Raw genomic sequence first — 16,474 nt, 5'->3', positions numbered from 1 at the left:
CAGCGGGCGCGACCTGACAGAGTTCCCGCGTGAGAGCATTCCGGCGATTGATTGCCCCTCCTCGTCACGCGGAAGTCAGCATTTCATGATGTGAAACGCTTGCTGCGCGGGGATGGAAACGAGCCCCCTGCGCTAGAAGTCGTCGAAGCTGTCGCGGTTATTATTATTGTTGTTGTTCTGGTTGTTGTTTTGATTGCCGTTCTGGTTCTGCAGGTCTTCGTTCTGAGAGCGACGGCGATCTCCGGTCCGTGACGAGCGGACGTTCGCCTGAAACCCGAAGACCTTATCGAACTGTTCTTTCATCAGCTTGACGTCGGCATGCTGCACCGACATCACCTGAATGGTTGTATGGGGGTTGGCCGCCTCGTCGAGTCGGGTGATCAGCTCACGGATTTCCGGCATCAACAGCCCGATCGCCGAGATGACGATCGTGTTCGAAACTTCATCCACCCCGACGGAGAGCAATCCTTTAAACCGCCGTGGTTCTTCCATGCTGGAGGTGCGGTCTTTGGGAGATGAGGTGTTTCCCCAGTTGTAGGTGATGCTCCGCTGCTCATTGTTCTGCCCCTGCTGTTTGGGCTGCAGGGCGGGATCACTCGCACTGAGCAGGTCGCGATAGACCTGCTTGATGGTCGTGCCGACGGTTTTGGCATCCGAGTATTTGATGGTGAAATACTCGGTGACCCGGACGGTTTGCGGGTCGGTCGACGTTGGACGGTCGTAGACACTGATGAGGTCTTCGATAATCGCCAGTTGTTGGGGGGTCGCCCCCTGCACGAGAACCGTTTTCGACGGTTCGTCCGAGATGATCTTGAGCGGCTTGCGCTGCGACATCCGCAGCGACCCCTTGTCGTTACTGTTGTTGCTGGAGTAACCGTACCAGTAGTCCATATAGGAGTTACCGGTTTTCTTCTTGTCATCCTCCGCGAAATAATCCTTGAGAATCCATTCGATATCGAGCGCGTAGGTGTTGGGGTACTTCAACTGAAAGACTTTGTAGTCACGACGAGGGGGGGCGAGTTGATTGATCAGGTCTTCGAGCTGATCCAGCGCTTCCACATCCTCGGAGCGGATCATCACCTGTCCATTGGGACCGCGTCGCAGCAGAATCGGAGACTCGGGCTGCTGTCCGGACTGCCGGGACGGCAACGGTTCTCCGGCAGCTGCCTGGGGCATCTGCAGGGGATCGCGGGGCAAGGCGAGTGGATGATCTGCTGACCCGGGAAGGTCGTCGCCGAAAAGGGCGAGCTGCAGAGGAAGCTGTGGGGCGGCGCCCGGGTTTCCGGAAGTGCTGGCTGCGGGACGTTCTTCGCGGGGAGCGGGTGCTGGCTGCAACGGCTCCGGCACCGACGGTGAGGTGGCTTTGACTTCCGGGCCGGGGAGAACCTGCAGGCGATTGTCGGGCCACATCTGCTGCACCCGTTCCAGCAGCTTGTCTCCTTCGGGGCCACTCGGCAATTCGAGGGTCCGGACCGTCTCCGGGTTCGAGTAACCGGGAACGACTTCACCCATCTTGGCGAGCAGGTTGTAGACCTCTTTCATCTCCGCTTCGTTGGCCCAGACCAGCAGTCGGTTGTGTTCGACATCGGCGTCGACCTTGAACGGACGCTTTTCCTCATTGTCATTGGACGTCTGCTGCTGGCCGTAGAAGCTGAAGTAGCCGTAGCGGTTGTTGTTTTTGTTCTTCTCGTCATCCTTGCCGCTGAGCATGTACTGGATCGTTCCGGCCACCTGATCGGCGGTCGTGCGGCGCAGCGGAATGACGTCGAACTTGCGGGTGCTTCCATCCAGCCGCTGAATCAGCGTCTGCACGGTGTAGTGATCGGAAAGTGTTCCGAAGAGAATCAGTGTGCTGTTCTTCTCGTCGACCTGCAGCCGCGACTGCGGGGAGAGATCGCCCAGTTCCTTGAGAATCTCCAGTAATGGCTGCGGCGCGATGGTGGAGAGCCGGTAGGACTTCACACCCGTGACGTTCCCCAGCAGCTGGGTTGCATTCTCACTGGGAACGTCAATGGCCTCCACCATTTGCGAGATGATTTCCATCTTGTCAGGAGGGGCATTGGCGAGAATGCTGTTTTCGCGTTCATTCACGACCAGTCGCGGTTCCTGTGCGGGACTGGAACTTCCCGCCGGCTGATTGCCACGATTCTGATTCTGCTGCTGTTGCTGCATCTGCTGCATTTGCTGTTGCATCTGCTGCATCATCATGGCGTTTTGATCGCCCCCTCGATTACCGCCTCCTCCGCCTGAGGGGCGTTTCTTGTTATCGAGCCCCAGCATGGTTTCCAGCAGGAGAATCACTTCCGATGCGCGGCGATGTTTGAGTTTGAACTCGCGGACGACCGTGCTTTTCGTGGCGTCTGCCGACTGCTCCATCTGCAGCGTGCGGTAGATATCGCGCAGATTGACAACAGCATCCATCGCCTCGATGCGGTTCACTTCCTTCAGAGCCGTGAGGTTCCCGTTGGGGCTGAGCATCGGCTTGAACTCTTCAACTCCTTTCTCTGCGAGAATCCACTTCAGGGGGAACGAGACTTTGACGAAGTCGTAGTCGGGCTGCTGCTCCAGTTCCTCCGGGGAGATGCGGGGAACGAGTGCCGGGTTCATCTTGGAGATGTTGACCACGGTCAGCATCTCGCCCGACCGCAACATGGTGAATCCTCGGGCCAGCAGGTGCCGGTTGATCAGATCCTGCGCCTCGTTGAGCGAATAGGTCCGCTGGGTGCGGAGGTTCAAAAAGCCATCGGGCAGCTCCTGCCAGTCGAGGCTCAGTTTCGAGACATCCGCCAGCCATTCCAGTACGCGTGGCCAAGGTTGACCATTGAAGTTGAAGGCGATGCGGCCATCGGCATCGGGGCGGACTTCCAGTTCTTGGGGGTCGACCTTGTCTGTTGGCTTGGTCGGCCGTTTGACGACCTGGGCCCCTTCTTTGTTGGCATCGTCCGGCTTCTTGCCTTCTTCACCTGGCTTGGTTTCACCCGGCTTGCTTTCGCCGGATTTGGGGGGCTTGTTCTGTCCGGGGATGACCGGCTTTCCATCCGGGCCGATGACAATCGGACCAGAAGAGGGCTGAGGGGGCTGCGCGGGTGCGGCTTGCGCGAGAAAAACAGCCTTCTCTATCGTTCCTGCCGTTGAAAAGCCTTCTGCCGACGGGAGTTCCAGCCGGGGGAGGAGTCGCGTCGACGGGGCAGCTTCCCCCAGGGAAGGGAACAGCAGGCCGATCGCAAAACAACAGGCAGTCAGGCGCATTGGATATGACACTGAAAGTTCCCGATCAGCAGAATGAAAGCCCCGAAGCGATCAACGGAAGCGGTTTGCTGTGACCGCATCGCGTCGACCATGTTGCGATGCAGGAGACACGCACCACGACCCGTCGAAAGTCGCCCCTGTCCAAAATCAGTACGCCCGAAAGACTCCAGCGATCATACTTGGCGGGGATGACCGGCGGAAACTTTTTTCTATCGCCCGTGAAAGATTTCCGCCGACGAATCCCGTTCGCTCTCCGGTGTTCTGTTTCCACCCCACGGACAAGACCGCAATCAACCGGTCGTAGATACGCCGGAGGGGGACAGTTCGGGGGAAATTTTCCAGATCCCGAGCGAAATTTGCAGGGATTTGGTCTCTTTGCCTGCAGTGGTCGTAGGGTTTGTGACGGATGTTGCGGCCTTTACGCTCGAACCGCTGCCCGGATACGATTTCCCGAACCCCGGGCTGCTTCCGGCCCAGTGACCGCCTCGATGAGAGCAGGTTGCTCTTTTCTGTGTCCGCACAGCAAGTGTTTCGCGTGATGAAATGCTCAATTTCGCGCGGCGAGAACGGGTACCACAAAAGCGAATGTTCTCTAGACTGAAATACCTTCCATGAAAGACTATACGCCGTATCAGAAGAAGATCATCTCGCGGTTCTACGACAACCGGGACCAGATCGATGAACAGCGGCTGGGAGAACTGGTGACCAGCCTGTATCTGGCGAAAGGGGAAAAGCAGAAAGAGAAGCTGTGGGGCGCTGCACTGGAGGCCATGGAGCGGCTGAAGGTTCCTCCGGGACGTATTCAAAACGTGATGGAGAAGAAGGATGCGGCGATTCTGGCGGAAGTTGTCAAGGATCTGCAGTCCGGTTCGCTCAAACGCTCCTGATTCCGGATCGCTCCGGAACAGCGATGGTGATCGCGGGCGAGCCTGTGGGTCCCCGGACCCGCCAAACGCTTCCCAAATACCCCGCCCGATGGCGGTCCACTCTGCCATGCTTCAACAATTTCCATTTTCGTGACATTCCCTTCAGGAGCCGAGAGTGCGTTCCACCCTCCTGCTATTTGCGATCGCAACCGCCTGCGCCGGTTGCTCCCGTCCTCCCACCGAATCGGCCGCGAGCCCGGATGAGGATGTCCAGCTGCCTGTGGTCGCGAGTTCCTCCTCGTCCCTGCCATTTGTCTCCGCTGACGAAATGCGCAAGCGGCTGCAGGCCAATGACAACGCCCATTTTGAGCGCAGCGGGGGCGGATTTGTCACCGCCGGTCTGGTGCAGAGTGGGGTCACTTCGCTCGAACCGCTGCGCGGACAGCCGTTGAAAGTCATTGATCTCTCGGAGACCAAAGTCACCGATCTCGCTCCGCTGCAGGGGATGTCGCTGCAGAAGATCGCCTTCGCCGGCTGTCCGATAGCCGAGATCAGCCCGCTGAACTTTACGACGCTTGAATTCGTCGATGCCTCGCGGACTCAGGTGCGGGATCTGACACCACTCGCCAGCGCCGCGAAGCTCAGTGAACTTTACCTCGAAGGGGGTGTTGTTGAAGATCTCTCCCCGCTGAAGAAGGTGCCTGTCCGGAAACTGTGGCTGAATCAATGTCCGGTGACCGACCTTTCCCCGCTCGCCGGGAAACGGCTGGAGGAACTGAATCTGTGTCAGGCGAAGATCAAGCAGCTCGATGATCTCCAGACCGCGCAGATCGGCACGCTGTGGCTGCGGGAGACGGCGGTCACTGATCTCGCTCCCCTTGCGGGGACGTCACTGGTCAGCCTCGATATTCAGGGGACTCCCGTCACGGACCTGTCGCCGCTCCGCTCGTTGAAATCGCTGGAGCGGCTGAATCTGGCCGGCAGCGCGGTGACTGACCTCACACCGCTGGCTGAACTGCGGTTATCGCGGCTGATCTTCTCACCTGACAGAATCACACACGGAATTGACGCGATTCGCTCAATGCCTTCCCTGCGGGAAATCGATATCTCCTTTGAAGGGGAAAAGCCGGCGCTGTCCGCCCAGGAATTCTGGACCCGGTACGATGCCGGCGAATTCCGGAAGTCCACTCCTGCTTCCGGCTCCTGAGGCGATCGGTCGATTTCCTCCAAATCCGCAGCAAACCGCCCTCTCCGCGACAGGCTTTGCCTGCGGGAGGACGATCGGTCCGGACCGGGGGGACGAGGTAAAAATCAATGGATTTCGCGTGGTGATGCTCGAAATCGAGAACAGAACGGGAACTTGCCGGGCGCATTGCAGGCAAGCCCTCCGCGCCTATAATCCGAAAGCCGCTTTCCAGCGGCTGCTCGTGTTGGCCAGAATATATCAACGCAGATTGATGGCCTGCGCGGCACCGATTTCAGCCGAAAACAATTCGAATTTTCTGATGAATGCTCCACCGTCGCAGCCAAGCGGAAACGGGATAGCCGAATACGAAGGAGCCGAAAGTTGAACTGGCTCAAGGCCTTTTTCACATCTTCCGTCGGTCGGAAGTATGTCATGGCATTCACGGGGCTGTTCCTGTGCTTCTTCCTCGTCGTGCATCTGGGCGGCAATCTGCTGCTCTATGTCGGTGAAGGTGTCTACAACGAGTACGCCAAGAAGCTGCATGCCAGCCCGGAACTGCTGATTCCGGCGGAGATTCTGCTTTACGTTTCGCTGGCTCTGCACATTGGGCTGGCCATCGGGTTGCAGGTCTCCAATCAGGCGGCCCGCAAGCAGGGTTACTCGCTCGCTGAATCGAAGCGGGGGGACCGCATCGTGCTCAGTGGCTGGACCCCAGACCAGACGATGCTGCTGACCGGGATGATCGTCCTGGTGTTCATCATCGTGCATGTCAGCGATTTCAAGTTTGAAATCGGATGGCGCGCCGCACTTGAAGAGAGCGAGCCGTTTGCCAAGGCCCGGGTGATTGTCTCCACCGCCTCACGCGGACTGATTTACCTGATTGGATCGGTCGTGCTGGGGTATCACGTCTCGCACGGCTTGCAGAGTGCCTTCCAGTCGCTGGGCTGGAACCATTCGAAATACACCATGGGAATCCGCTACGCCTCCTGGATCTTTGGCTTTGTGGTGGCTGTCGGCTTCGGCAGCTTCCCCGTGGTGGCCTGGATTCGGGACTGGGGAGCGATCGCCGGCTGAGGAAAGCCGGGCACGATTTTTCAAGACGTCGGTCCAGAGTGGATTTGTCATTTCTCCGTGGTTGTTTGTCATTGAACCACCGGGAAGCACGCAGGCTGGTCTGACTTCAATGACAACCGAGAACTGACCAATGACACAAACTTCGTCCAACTCGATCCTTGACCCCCGCGTTCCCGAGGGGCCGCTCTCCGAGAAATGGGATCGCTGCAAGAACGACCTCAAGCTGGTCGCCCCCAATAACAAGCGGAAGTACGACATCATCGTGGTGGGGACCGGTCTGGCCGGCGCCTCGGCCGCGGCTTCGCTGGCGGAACTGGGCTATAACGTCAAGGTGTTCTGTTTTCAGGATTCCCCGCGCCGGGCACACAGTATCGCCGCTCAGGGGGGGATCAACGCCGCCAAGAACTATCCGAACGATGGCGACTCGGTCTACCGCCTCTTCTACGACACGATCAAAGGGGGCGACTTCCGCGCCCGCGAAGCGAATGTCTACCGCCTCGCCCAGATCAGTCCGAACATCATCGACCAGTGCGTCGCTCAGGGGGTTCCCTTTGCCCGCGAATACGGGGGGCTGCTGGCCAACCGGACCTTCGGGGGGGCCCAGGTCTCGCGAACGTTTTACTGCCGGGGACAGACCGGACAACAGCTGTTGCTGGGAGCCTACAGTGCGTTGATGCGGCAGGTCGGCACGGGGAAAGCCAAGCTGTTCGCCCGCCGCGAAATGCTCGACCTCGTCGTGGTCGACGGCATGGCCCGGGGAATTGTCTGCCGAAACCTGACCACCGGTGAGTTCGAAACCCACGCCGCTCATGCGGTGCTGCTCTGCACCGGCGGATACGGCAACGCGTTCTATCTCTCCACGAATGCCAAAGGCTGCAACGTCACCGCAGCCTGGCGCTGCTACAAGCGGGGTGCCTACTTCGCCAATCCCTGCTTTACGCAGATCCACCCGACCTGCATTCCGGTGAAGGGGGACTATCAGTCCAAGCTGACACTGATGAGCGAGAGTCTGCGGAATGACGGCCGGGTGTGGGTTCCCAAGAAGCCGGACGACACCCGCCAGCCGGGCGATATTCCCGAAGAAGAACGGGATTACTACCTCGAACGGCGTTATCCCGCCTACGGGAACATGGTTCCCCGCGACGTGGCCAGCCGCGCCGCCAAAGAACGCTGCGATGCCGGTTACGGAATCGGCGAGACCGGCATGGCGGTCTATCTCGACTTCCAGCGGGCCATCAAGGAACAGGGGGAAGCGGTTATCCGCAGCAAGTACGGCAACCTGTTCCACATGTATCAGAAGATCACCGACGAAAACCCCTATGAAGTGCCGATGCGGATCTACCCCGCCGTCCACTACACGATGGGGGGGCTGTGGGTCGATTACCATCTGCAGAGCACCGTGCCGGGACTGTACGTGCTGGGGGAAGCCAACTTCTCCGACCACGGCGCCAACCGCCTCGGAGCCAGTGCCCTGATGCAGGGACTCGCGGATGGCTACTTCGTGATTCCCTATACCGTCGGCAACCACCTCGCTTCCGGGAACCTCAAGCCGGTCACCACCGCGCATCCAAAGTTCGAAGAAGTCCGGAAGGAAGCGGTCGGCCGCATCGACCGCCTGCTGAAGATCAAAGGGAACCGGACCGTCACCAGCTTTCACCGGGCACTGGGCGAGATTCTCTGGAACAACTGCGGCATGGCCCGCAACGCCGAAGGCCTGCAGGACGCCCTGCAGAAGATTCGCTCTCTGCGGGACGAGTTCTGGCGGACGGTCAATGTGCCCGGCAACGGCGCGCAGTTCAATCAGCAGCTCGAATACGCCGGCCGCGTGGCCGACTTCCTCGAGTTTGGCGAATTGATGGTGCTCGACGCACTGGAACGCCGCGAATCGTGCGGTGGTCACTTCCGCGAAGAGTTCCGGTCCGAAGATGGCGAAGCCCGTCGCGACGATGACAACTTCGCCCATGTGGCGGCCTGGCAGTACACCGGCGACGCCAGCGCACCGGTGCGCCATCAGGAACAGCTGCACTTCGAAACGTTGAAGATGACCGCCCGAAGTTACAAATAGTTTTCATGGCGAAACCCCAGCTGCCCCGGCAGCCAGGCTTCGACGGAAGAGTTTACGGACATGACCAGCCACACGAAGAACGCACTGAATCTCAAGCTCAAGGTCTGGCGGCAGAATGGCCCCCAGGACCGGGGCGAGTTTCGTGAATACAAGCTGCAATCGATCTCTCCCGACATGTCGTTTCTGGAGATGCTCGACATTCTGAACGAGCAGCTGATTCATCACGGAGAAGATCCGGTCGCCTTCGACCACGATTGCCGCGAAGGGATCTGCGGCATGTGTGGTGTCATGATTAACGGTCAGGCTCATGGTCCTGATCGTGAGACGACCACCTGCCAGCTGCATATGCGTCGGTTCCAGGATGGCGATACGATCGTGATCGAACCGTGGCGCGCGGACGCGTTCCCGGTCATCAAGGACCTCGCGGTCAACCGCAGTGCCTTTGACCGGATCATCGAGGCCGGGGGCTTCGTGTCGGTGAACACTGGACAGGCCCAGGACGGGAACTGCATTCCCGTTCCCCGGCACGACCAGGAATCGGCCATGGATGCCGCCGCCTGTATTGGCTGCGGAGCCTGCGTTGCCGCCTGTAAGAATGCCTCGGCCATGCTGTTTACCTCGGCCAAGGTGTCGCAGCTGTCCCAGCTTCCGCAAGGGGGACCGGAACGGTCTCGCCGCGTGCTGCGGATGGTGGCGCAGATGGATCAGGAAGGGTTCGGTTCCTGCACCAACACCTATGAGTGTGAAGCCGCTTGCCCGGCCGGCATTTCCGTCACACACATCGCCCGTCTGAATCGCGAGTACTTCAAGGCGACGCTCTTCTCTCGCGAAGAGAAAGCGGAAACCGGCGGTGTCGGCTAGCGCCGGCTGCTTGTCACGGTCCTCACGCACCTCTCATTTGCAGGGATGAGTGCTGGTTCCGGACCTGATGGGGGGAATCAAGTGTCAGATCGCCGCCAGTGATGTCTGGGCCGAATGAGTACGGTGGTCCGCATGAGGGGCACCCCTCAGTCGCGGTGATGGCACTGTTTCCGACAGGCCCTCACCGACTCTCGCGGAAGTGGCCCGTGAGCGTGATTCCGCAGTTTTCTTGCGGCAGACAGCGGATTGACGTGGCGACTTTCCGCCCTACTCCGGACGCGGGTGTTCTCCGTTTCCGGGAAGGACACCGCTCTTCGGTGTCCCGGTCTTCTTCGGAATCCTTCCCGGATCGGGATGGGCAGAGGTACGATGTCTGCCTACGATTCTGGAAAGATTGAGCGGGGAGGCAGCCATGACACGATCTCTGCTGTTTCTGATGCTGTGGGCCGCAACTCCGGTCTGGGGATCGGAATCCGGCTCGTCCGCGACGATGCCGACCTCTCTTCGGGAGACGGAGTCGGCTGCTCCGTTCGTGTTCGACTCCCGTCGATTGCTCCCGGCGATTGTAAAACTGTCGGGCGCAGCAGATCGGGAAATCGCTCCTTCCCGGCAGTTCGCGAGTCTGAACTCCCCGGTCCCGGTTCCCGATGCGAAGGTGGTCCCGGCGAGTTTCGATGAAGCAGTGGATTGCATCCGCGCCCAGTGCCAGACCGGCTCTCTGATTTTCACAGAAGGGGATTGCCTGGCTGTCCGGATCTTTACGTGGAGTTCCTATACGCACGTGGGAGCGGTCGTCTTCGAAGGGGATGAACCGTTCGTCTATGACAGCACCAGCGGCATCGGGGTGCGGAAGCTGCCGCTGCGGGAATTTCTGCTCGCCCTGCAGGTGGAACAGGTGTCGCTGTTGCATCCGGTCCGTCCCTTCACAGCGGAGGAAGCAGCGACTTTCGAACTCACGCTCCGGGGTGAACTCGGCCGGCCCTATTCTGTCAAACATCACCTCACGGGTCGACGCAATTCGGGTCTGCATTGTGCGGAGTATGTGACCGATGCCCTGATCTCGATCGACTGGCTGCAGGCGAAAAATCCGGTCCGGGTGTCACCGGCGAGTCTGGTTGCGGGGATCGTGATGTACCAGGTCTATCAGGTCGGGGAGATCGTTCCGGTACCGGTCGTGCTGACCCCTGTGCCGGAGACCACCGGGATGTGTGCCCGCCTCTGGCAGGGGACCCGCAGTGCACTGGCCTCCTGCACCACCAAGCTTTCAGGATGGGTTTTGTGCCGCTAGAGCAAGTTGCTCATCGCCGTCCCCGCGCGGCCCGTGACCGGAGGGAGCATGACAACGCCGCGTGTCGCAGCCGGGTTGATGTGCACTCCTCGGATCGTGAAAAAGTCGATCGTCGCCTTGTGTGGCTGTGGGGCCTGCTCGCGTTCATGATGAACAGCGCCGCTCTGGGGCAGGAGGCTGTTCCCGCAACGCCGCAAATGCTTTCCACCTGGATCAGCGACCTGCAGCATGTTGATGAAGCGGTTCGGCAACAAGCCCGCGATCAGCTGGTCGCGCAAGGAGCGGCTGTGCTGCCTCTCCTCTGGAGGTCGCAACTCCCAGCCGGGGCGAATCCGGATGTGGCTACCTCAGCGTATCGGGACATTGAAGCCCGGATCGCCGGTCAGATGCTGAAGAAGCCTTTGCCGGCGCTGGCGGAGAGGCCGTCGCAGGTGTCACTGGAGGAGGCGCTCATCAAGTTGTCCGCTGCCAGCGGCAATGCGATTCGCCAGGAACTGCAGCCCGATGAGCAGCAGCGACCCGTGGTGCTGGATGATGTGGCGGCTCCCTTCTGGACAATGCTCCGCAGGATCTGCGCACAGGGGCAGGTCGGATGGCACTGGAATCGGGAGGGGCAGTTGGTGGTGGCGTCGTCGAACCGTCGGCCCGCTGAGATTCTGGACGTTGTGGACTGCTTCCGGATCGACGCCCTGCATATTGTGCGGGAGCAACCGCCCGGGGGAGCACCGTTGCCGCTGCGCATGCAGTTGCAGGTGGATGTGGAGCCGCGCGTGCAGCCATTCTTCGCCACATTGCGGGCGAATCAGATTCAGTGCCGGATCGATGAGGTGTTGCTGAGGCCTTTCAGTCCGTCGGCCACCATCGATCTTTCGTTCAACCGTCAGTCAGCGCGCGGAACACTCGATTTTCATTGGGACGATGCGATCACCGGATCACAGGCAACGCTTGAGGGAACACTGGAAGTCTGCTGTGCAGCACAACGGGTCCCGGTCAGATTGTCGCTTGATCAGCCGGGCATGACCGCAACGGGTGGACGCATTCAGGTGCAGCTGGTGCAGGCGGTTCGCACTGCCGCCGAAACTACGGTGACATTGCGGGTGACGTATCCTCCCGAGCTGTTCTGGGAATCGCATCGCCTGGCGATGCTCTACCGGAATCTCCGCGGGGAAGGAGAGCAGGGGCAATCGCTGCCGGTGACCGAGCGGGAAGTGATTGAAGTGCTCGGAAATGTGCAGACGCTGCGCTGCGTGATTCCGGAAGCGAATGGAATTGCTCCCGCGTCGCTGATCTACGATGTTCCGACGCTGATTGTGAACGAAGTGGTCCCCTTTCGGATCTCACGCGTGCCGGTCCTGGTGCCGTAGAACAGGGGAGCGTCCGCATGGCTCCGTTCGCTCGAGTCCCGCAATGCGTGCCGCCACTTACCCTTGCGAGGTGATGAAGTCAGATGTTCGAAGAGGCAGTCGGCCCCGCAATCTCGAAGAGCACCTTGAGATGATTTTTCTGCTGGGCGGTTTCAAATGCCTCACGGGCAGCTTCGAGCGGATAACGGGCGGTGATCAGCGACTCGACCTCGATGCTCCCCTCGGCCAGCGCGCGGATGGCCGGGGCAAACGGACCGCAGCGGGAACCGAACACCCGCACTTCATCAATGACCACCGGAGCGAGGTTCGGTCCGTTTTCACCCGCCACCGTGGTTTTCAGCACAATGGCTCCGCGGGGACGCACCAGTCGACAGGCGGTGGGGAAGCCGCTGGCTGATCCGGTGCAGTCGACCACGAGATCGGCCGTGCGGGCAGCAGGCAAGTGTTCCAGCAACGTTGTGCGAATTCCTTTGCGGGATAGTCGCTCCAGCTTTTCGGGGTGCTTGCCGACCACCAGCGGATCGCAACCGAGCAGAGCCAACACCTGCGCGCAAAGATTCCCGAGCCGACCATCTCCGAGAATGACCACATTGCGGTACGGAGCCAGGTCGACCTGCGCCGGAATCTGAAAGGCGGCCGCCAACGGTTCCACAAAGACAGCGGCGTCATTACTGACATGGTCAGGCATGAGATGCAGGTTCGCCTCGGGCAGCCAGACCCGGTCGGCGAACGCTCCATCGTGATTCAGAATCCCCAGCACGGTCCGATGCGGACAATGGCTTTCCAGCGAGCGCTCGCAGGCATCGCATTGACGGCAGGCACAATTGATCTCCCCCACCACACGCTGGCCGGCGAATCGACCGGTTTCCGCGATGCCGACGAATTCGTGCCCGAGCACTCCGCGAAAGTTCATGTATCCCTGAATCAGCTGCAGATCTGTTTCGCAGATGCCGGCTTGCAGCACGCGGATCGGAATGTGTGTGGGATGCGGTGTCGGCGTATGCGAGTCGGTGAAGAGAGGGAGGCGATCAGAGAAAGTGACTGCACGCATGGAACCATCGGGCTGCTGGAGGAAAAAGCACCAGTGCTCAAATACAGGAGGCCACGTGAGGCGGTGGTCCGGAACAGACAATCCACCCCTGCACCTGCTCTAATGAGACGAGACTTCGGGCACCATACCTTGATTCGTCCTCGGCCACCATGCAACTTTCGATTCGCGATCACAGTGCTGCGCTGGCTGCTTGCCTCGACCAGGCACGCGACCTGTCCCTCTCCTACCGAGATGCCAGTCAACTTCCGGAGAAGACAACGGAGCTGTTGATCGACACGCCTTGTCCGGTCCACAGTCTGGACACAGGGGCAACTGACTTTCTGCTGAGGTACGAAGTCTTTCCGGCACGCATCCTGACGTTTGCCGGGGACTGGTCCCGGTCCGGTCGACTCATGCGGCCGGGTGACATCATTGTTCAGCAGGCGTTTCTGCCCCCCGGTCCGTTGTCGCTGAAGTTGGTCTTCGCGGTGCGTGTCCTCGATGTTCAGCGCTCATCAGAGCGGGTCAGCTTCCGCTATGGTACGCTGCAGGGACATGCCGAACAGGGGGAGGCGGAGTTTCTGCTGCTGCTCAGCGATGGCTGCGTGACGGCCCGCATTCACACATTTTCGCAGGCGGCCAATGCGTTGGCGCGCTGGACCGGCATTGCCCTTCCGTTTCAGGCGTATTGCACGCGGGCCGCCCTGCAACGGATTCGTCATGAATTCCTGCAGCGACACTCCGGCTGACGGATCAACAGGCGTCGGAGTCGATTTTTTTCTGATCGAACCGCTCCTATACTGCGGTTTCTGAAATGACAGATCGACAGAAAGGGGTGCTCCCGGCGGGAGCTGAGCAGGTCCGGTGCTTGATCCTGACCACTGTCCTGAGTGCCCCTGATCCTGGTTCTGTTTTGTCTTCGAGTCCTTTCTGAATTCGTCTCTCTCTTGCTGGATTTCAAATGCCCACGTTTCAACACGATCAGCTGTTCCGGTTGGCTCAGGACATTCTCGTGGGGGCAGGCGCCTCGGTGGAAGATGCCGCGACCGTCGCCTCCGAGCTGGCGGATGCAAACATCGTCGGTCACGATAGCCACGGCGTGATGCGGTTGAATCAGTACGTCGATTTCGTGCGTGACGGCCACGTGAAGCTCGGAGCACAGGCGGAAGTGCTGAAGGACGGGCCGTCGTACGCGGTTCTCGACGGACACTTCAATTTCGGTCAGGTGACCACTCGCTTTGGACTGGACCTCGCGCTCCAGAAGGCGAAGGAAACGGGTCTGGCCACCGTGCTGATGCGGAACGTGAATCACATCGGTCGGCTGGGAGCCTACACCCACGAGGCGGCCAACAACGGCATGGTCGCCCTGATGGCGGTGAATGCCCCGGGGCCGGGGGGGGTGGCTCCCTTCGGGGGGATCGATCGCCGCCTCGGAACGAATCCGATCAGCATCGCCGCTCCGGCCGGTCGCGATGCACTGGTGCTCGACATGACAACGAGTGCTACCGCGGAGGGGAAGCTGCGGGTTTCCAAGCAGAAAGGGGAAATGATTCCCGAAGGCCTGATTATCGACGGCCACGGTCAGCCGTCGTGTGATCCGAATGCTTACTACAACAAGCCCTACGGAGCGATCCTTCCGCTGGGGGGCGCCTTGATGGGTCACAAGGGCTTCGGCCTGTCGGTGATGGTCGATGTGCTCTGCGGCATTCTGTCGGGCAGTGGCGTCTGCCGCGAAGATCTTCCCCGCGGTGCCAACGGCGTCTGGCTGCACCTGCTCGAGATCGAGCGGTTCCTGCCCCGCTCCGAATACGACCGGTGGATGGCCACTTATCTGGAGTCGATCAAGGGTTGCCGTCGGCTGCCCGGGGTCGACGAAATTCTGATGCCCGGAGAAATTGAACAGCGTCGCAAGCAGCAGCGTCTGGCTCAGGGGGTCGACATCCCGGATGAAACCTGGCGGCAGATCAACGAACTGGCGGCTTCGCTGAACGTCAAACTCTCTGTGTGACAGAGTGGAATGGGGGGACGCCATGTCCGCATCGTCACTGCAGATCGGCGTCGTCAGCGATACGCATGGGGATCTGCCCCGCACCCGTCACGCTGTCGAACTGCTGAAAGAGCATTCCATCGCCGCTGTTCTGCACTGTGGAGACATTGTGTCCCCGGAAGTGATCCCCCTGTTCAACCCGTGGCCGACGCATTTTGTGTTCGGCAACTGCGATGCAGGTCTGGCGCTGCTGCGACGCACGATCGAGGATTGTGGGCAGACCTGCCACGAGCGGTTCGGTTCGCTGAAGCTGGGAGGGCGGTCGATCGCGTTTCTGCATGGAGATGATCTGGTGCAGTACGTTTCGGCGACTGCCTCCAATACTTATGATCTGGTCTGCTACGGTCACACGCACAAGTTCGAACATCATCTGGAAGGGAAGACGCTGGTTCTCAATCCCGGCGCGATTCACCGGGCGAATCCGCATTCGTTCGCGATCGTGGATCTGCCGACCCTGACGGTCCAACGTCTCCTGCTGGATGATCCTGATTCCTGAATTCGCAGCCGGTCGCTGCGGGTTCGTTTTTGAATTCTCAAGTTAGATTTGCAGGTTGAGGAATGTCTCACGCATCACAGGTACAAGACCCCATCCGTGTCGCTGTGAACGGAGCCGCGGGCCGTATGGGGCAACGGCTGGTGGCCCTGATTCATGCGGATCCCGGACTGAAACTCGTGGGGGCGATCGAGCGGCCCGATTCCCCCGCCCTGGGAAAGGATGCCGGCGAAGTGGCCGGTGTCGGACGGATCGGCGTTCCGTTCTCGGCTGAACTGCCGGAGAAGCTGGATGTCGTCATTGACTTCTCCACACCGGAAGGGGCTGTCGCGATCGCGCAGCTCTGCGCCGAGCGCCGCATTCCTCTCGTGGAAGCAACCACGGGACTGTCTGAGCATCAACGGCAGGAACTTCTCTCCGCCGCCCAGGAGACAGCGATTGTCATCTCACCCAGTATGAGTCTGGCGGTGAATGTGGCGATGAAGCTGGTCCGCGAAGCTTCGCGTGCGCTGAAAGATCTGCCAACCGGAGTCGATGTGGAGATCGTGGAGCGGCATCATCGCTTCAAGGAAGATGCTCCCAGTGGGACGGCATTGAAGTTCGGCCAGATCGTCGCTGAAGAGATGGGGCAGTCGGAGCAGCGGCACGGCCGACATGGTCAGACCGGGCAGCGTCCCCGTCAGGAGATCGGATTCCACGCGCTCCGGACCGGAGACAACGTCGGTGAGCATCAGATCGTGTTCGGCATGCTCGGCGAGACGCTGGAAGTCTACGTCCGGGGACAGACCCGCGACAGCTACGTGCATGGAGCATTGGCTGCTGCGAAGTTTGTTGCCTCGCAATCGGCCGGTGTCTACTCGATGGCCGACGTCCTCGGACTGTAAGTCACTCGGGGAGGGTCGCGCGAGTCCCTGAATTTCATTTGAACAGCGGGCCATCGTCAGTACAGCC

At 60.2% G+C, this 16,474-nt stretch carries 13 protein-coding genes; 11 read left to right on the top strand and 2 right to left on the bottom strand.

Translation table 11 applies throughout. The annotated features are described in order from the left end of the window. Positions 1 to 132: 132 nt before the first annotated feature. Complete coding sequence (locus SH664x_RS19435) at positions 133 to 3,261, bottom strand: secretin N-terminal domain-containing protein (protein WP_437203694.1); 3,129 nt, start codon at positions 3,259 to 3,261, stop codon at positions 133 to 135. A 599-nt stretch (positions 3,262 to 3,860) separates the two neighbouring features. Between SH664x_RS19435 and SH664x_RS19430 the strand changes: the two genes are divergently transcribed. From SH664x_RS19430 to SH664x_RS19400, 7 genes are all read left to right on the top strand, one after another. Continuing rightward, positions 3,861 to 4,136: a hypothetical protein gene (locus SH664x_RS19430; protein WP_437203692.1), complete on the top strand. Its 276-nt coding sequence runs from the start codon at positions 3,861 to 3,863 to the stop codon at positions 4,134 to 4,136. A 154-nt stretch (positions 4,137 to 4,290) separates the two neighbouring features. Further along, positions 4,291 to 5,322, top strand: a complete 1,032-nt coding sequence (locus SH664x_RS19425) for a leucine-rich repeat domain-containing protein (RefSeq protein ID WP_437203690.1) — start codon at positions 4,291 to 4,293, stop codon at positions 5,320 to 5,322. A gap of 360 nt (positions 5,323 to 5,682) precedes the next feature. Further along, positions 5,683 to 6,375: a succinate dehydrogenase cytochrome b subunit gene (locus SH664x_RS19420; protein ID WP_437203688.1), complete on the top strand. Its 693-nt coding sequence runs from the start codon at positions 5,683 to 5,685 to the stop codon at positions 6,373 to 6,375. Between the two features lie 130 nt (positions 6,376 to 6,505). Beyond that, the gene (locus SH664x_RS19415) at positions 6,506 to 8,440 is read left to right on the top strand and encodes a fumarate reductase/succinate dehydrogenase flavoprotein subunit (RefSeq protein WP_437203687.1); all 1,935 of its coding nucleotides are present in this window, start codon (positions 6,506 to 6,508) and stop codon (positions 8,438 to 8,440) included. 60 nt (positions 8,441 to 8,500) lie between these two features. Continuing rightward, on the top strand, positions 8,501 to 9,301 hold the full coding sequence (locus tag SH664x_RS19410; RefSeq protein WP_437203685.1) for a succinate dehydrogenase/fumarate reductase iron-sulfur subunit: 801 nt from the start codon (positions 8,501 to 8,503) through the stop codon (positions 9,299 to 9,301). A 412-nt stretch (positions 9,302 to 9,713) separates the two neighbouring features. Continuing rightward, positions 9,714 to 10,589 carry a YiiX/YebB-like N1pC/P60 family cysteine hydrolase gene (locus tag SH664x_RS19405; protein WP_437203683.1) on the top strand — a complete coding sequence of 292 codons (876 nt, stop codon included), beginning with the start codon at positions 9,714 to 9,716 and terminating at the stop codon, positions 10,587 to 10,589. Then, positions 10,580 to 11,953 (top strand): hypothetical protein, encoded by a 1,374-nt coding sequence (locus SH664x_RS19400; protein WP_437203681.1) that lies wholly within the window; start codon positions 10,580 to 10,582, stop codon positions 11,951 to 11,953. Before SH664x_RS19405 ends, SH664x_RS19400 begins: the two co-directional genes overlap by 10 nt. Before the next feature lie 79 nt (positions 11,954 to 12,032). Here SH664x_RS19400 and SH664x_RS19395 read toward each other — a convergent pair whose 3' ends face one another. Then, positions 12,033 to 13,004: an MDR/zinc-dependent alcohol dehydrogenase-like family protein gene (locus tag SH664x_RS19395; protein ID WP_437203680.1), complete on the bottom strand. Its 972-nt coding sequence runs from the start codon at positions 13,002 to 13,004 to the stop codon at positions 12,033 to 12,035. A gap of 149 nt (positions 13,005 to 13,153) precedes the next feature. Here SH664x_RS19395 and SH664x_RS19390 point away from each other — a divergent pair, with 149 nt between their 5' ends. From SH664x_RS19390 to dapB, 4 genes are all read left to right on the top strand, one after another. Beyond that, positions 13,154 to 13,732, top strand: a complete 579-nt coding sequence (locus SH664x_RS19390; RefSeq protein WP_437203679.1) for a DUF1990 family protein — start codon at positions 13,154 to 13,156, stop codon at positions 13,730 to 13,732. 212 nt (positions 13,733 to 13,944) lie between these two features. Beyond that, positions 13,945 to 14,991, top strand: a complete 1,047-nt coding sequence (locus tag SH664x_RS19385; protein ID WP_437203677.1) for an Ldh family oxidoreductase — start codon at positions 13,945 to 13,947, stop codon at positions 14,989 to 14,991. 22 nt (positions 14,992 to 15,013) lie between these two features. Continuing rightward, positions 15,014 to 15,526 carry a metallophosphoesterase family protein gene (locus tag SH664x_RS19380; protein WP_437203675.1) on the top strand — a complete coding sequence of 171 codons (513 nt, stop codon included), beginning with the start codon at positions 15,014 to 15,016 and terminating at the stop codon, positions 15,524 to 15,526. A gap of 62 nt (positions 15,527 to 15,588) precedes the next feature. Further along, complete coding sequence (gene dapB / locus SH664x_RS19375; protein ID WP_437203673.1) at positions 15,589 to 16,407, top strand: 4-hydroxy-tetrahydrodipicolinate reductase; 819 nt, start codon at positions 15,589 to 15,591, stop codon at positions 16,405 to 16,407. Positions 16,408 to 16,474: the final 67 nt, after the last annotated feature.

Origin of the sequence: Planctomicrobium aquicomposti, assembly GCF_051466325.1 — a bacterium.
GTDB lineage: Bacteria > Planctomycetota > Planctomycetia > Planctomycetales > Planctomycetaceae > Planctomicrobium.
Note: the sequence above shows the minus strand (reverse complement) of the source record. Positions and strands in the feature narration are given on the sequence as shown.

Excerpts from the sequence above, each read along its gene's own strand:
- dapB (WP_437203673.1), top strand. The coding sequence starts at position 15,589 with ATGTCTCACGCATCACAGGTACAAGACCCCATCCGTGTCGCTGTGAAC.
- SH664x_RS19385 (WP_437203677.1), top strand. The coding sequence starts at position 13,945 with ATGCCCACGTTTCAACACGATCAGCTGTTCCGGTTGGCTCAGGACATT.
- SH664x_RS19395 (WP_437203680.1), bottom strand. The coding sequence starts at position 13,004 with ATGCGTGCAGTCACTTTCTCTGATCGCCTCCCTCTCTTCACCGACTCG.
- SH664x_RS19410 (WP_437203685.1), top strand. The coding sequence starts at position 8,501 with ATGACCAGCCACACGAAGAACGCACTGAATCTCAAGCTCAAGGTCTGG.
- SH664x_RS19390 (WP_437203679.1), top strand. The coding sequence starts at position 13,154 with ATGCAACTTTCGATTCGCGATCACAGTGCTGCGCTGGCTGCTTGCCTC.
- SH664x_RS19430 (WP_437203692.1), top strand. The coding sequence starts at position 3,861 with ATGAAAGACTATACGCCGTATCAGAAGAAGATCATCTCGCGGTTCTAC.
- SH664x_RS19405 (WP_437203683.1), top strand. The coding sequence starts at position 9,714 with ATGACACGATCTCTGCTGTTTCTGATGCTGTGGGCCGCAACTCCGGTC.
- SH664x_RS19415 (WP_437203687.1), top strand. The coding sequence starts at position 6,506 with ATGACACAAACTTCGTCCAACTCGATCCTTGACCCCCGCGTTCCCGAG.
- SH664x_RS19380 (WP_437203675.1), top strand. The coding sequence starts at position 15,014 with ATGTCCGCATCGTCACTGCAGATCGGCGTCGTCAGCGATACGCATGGG.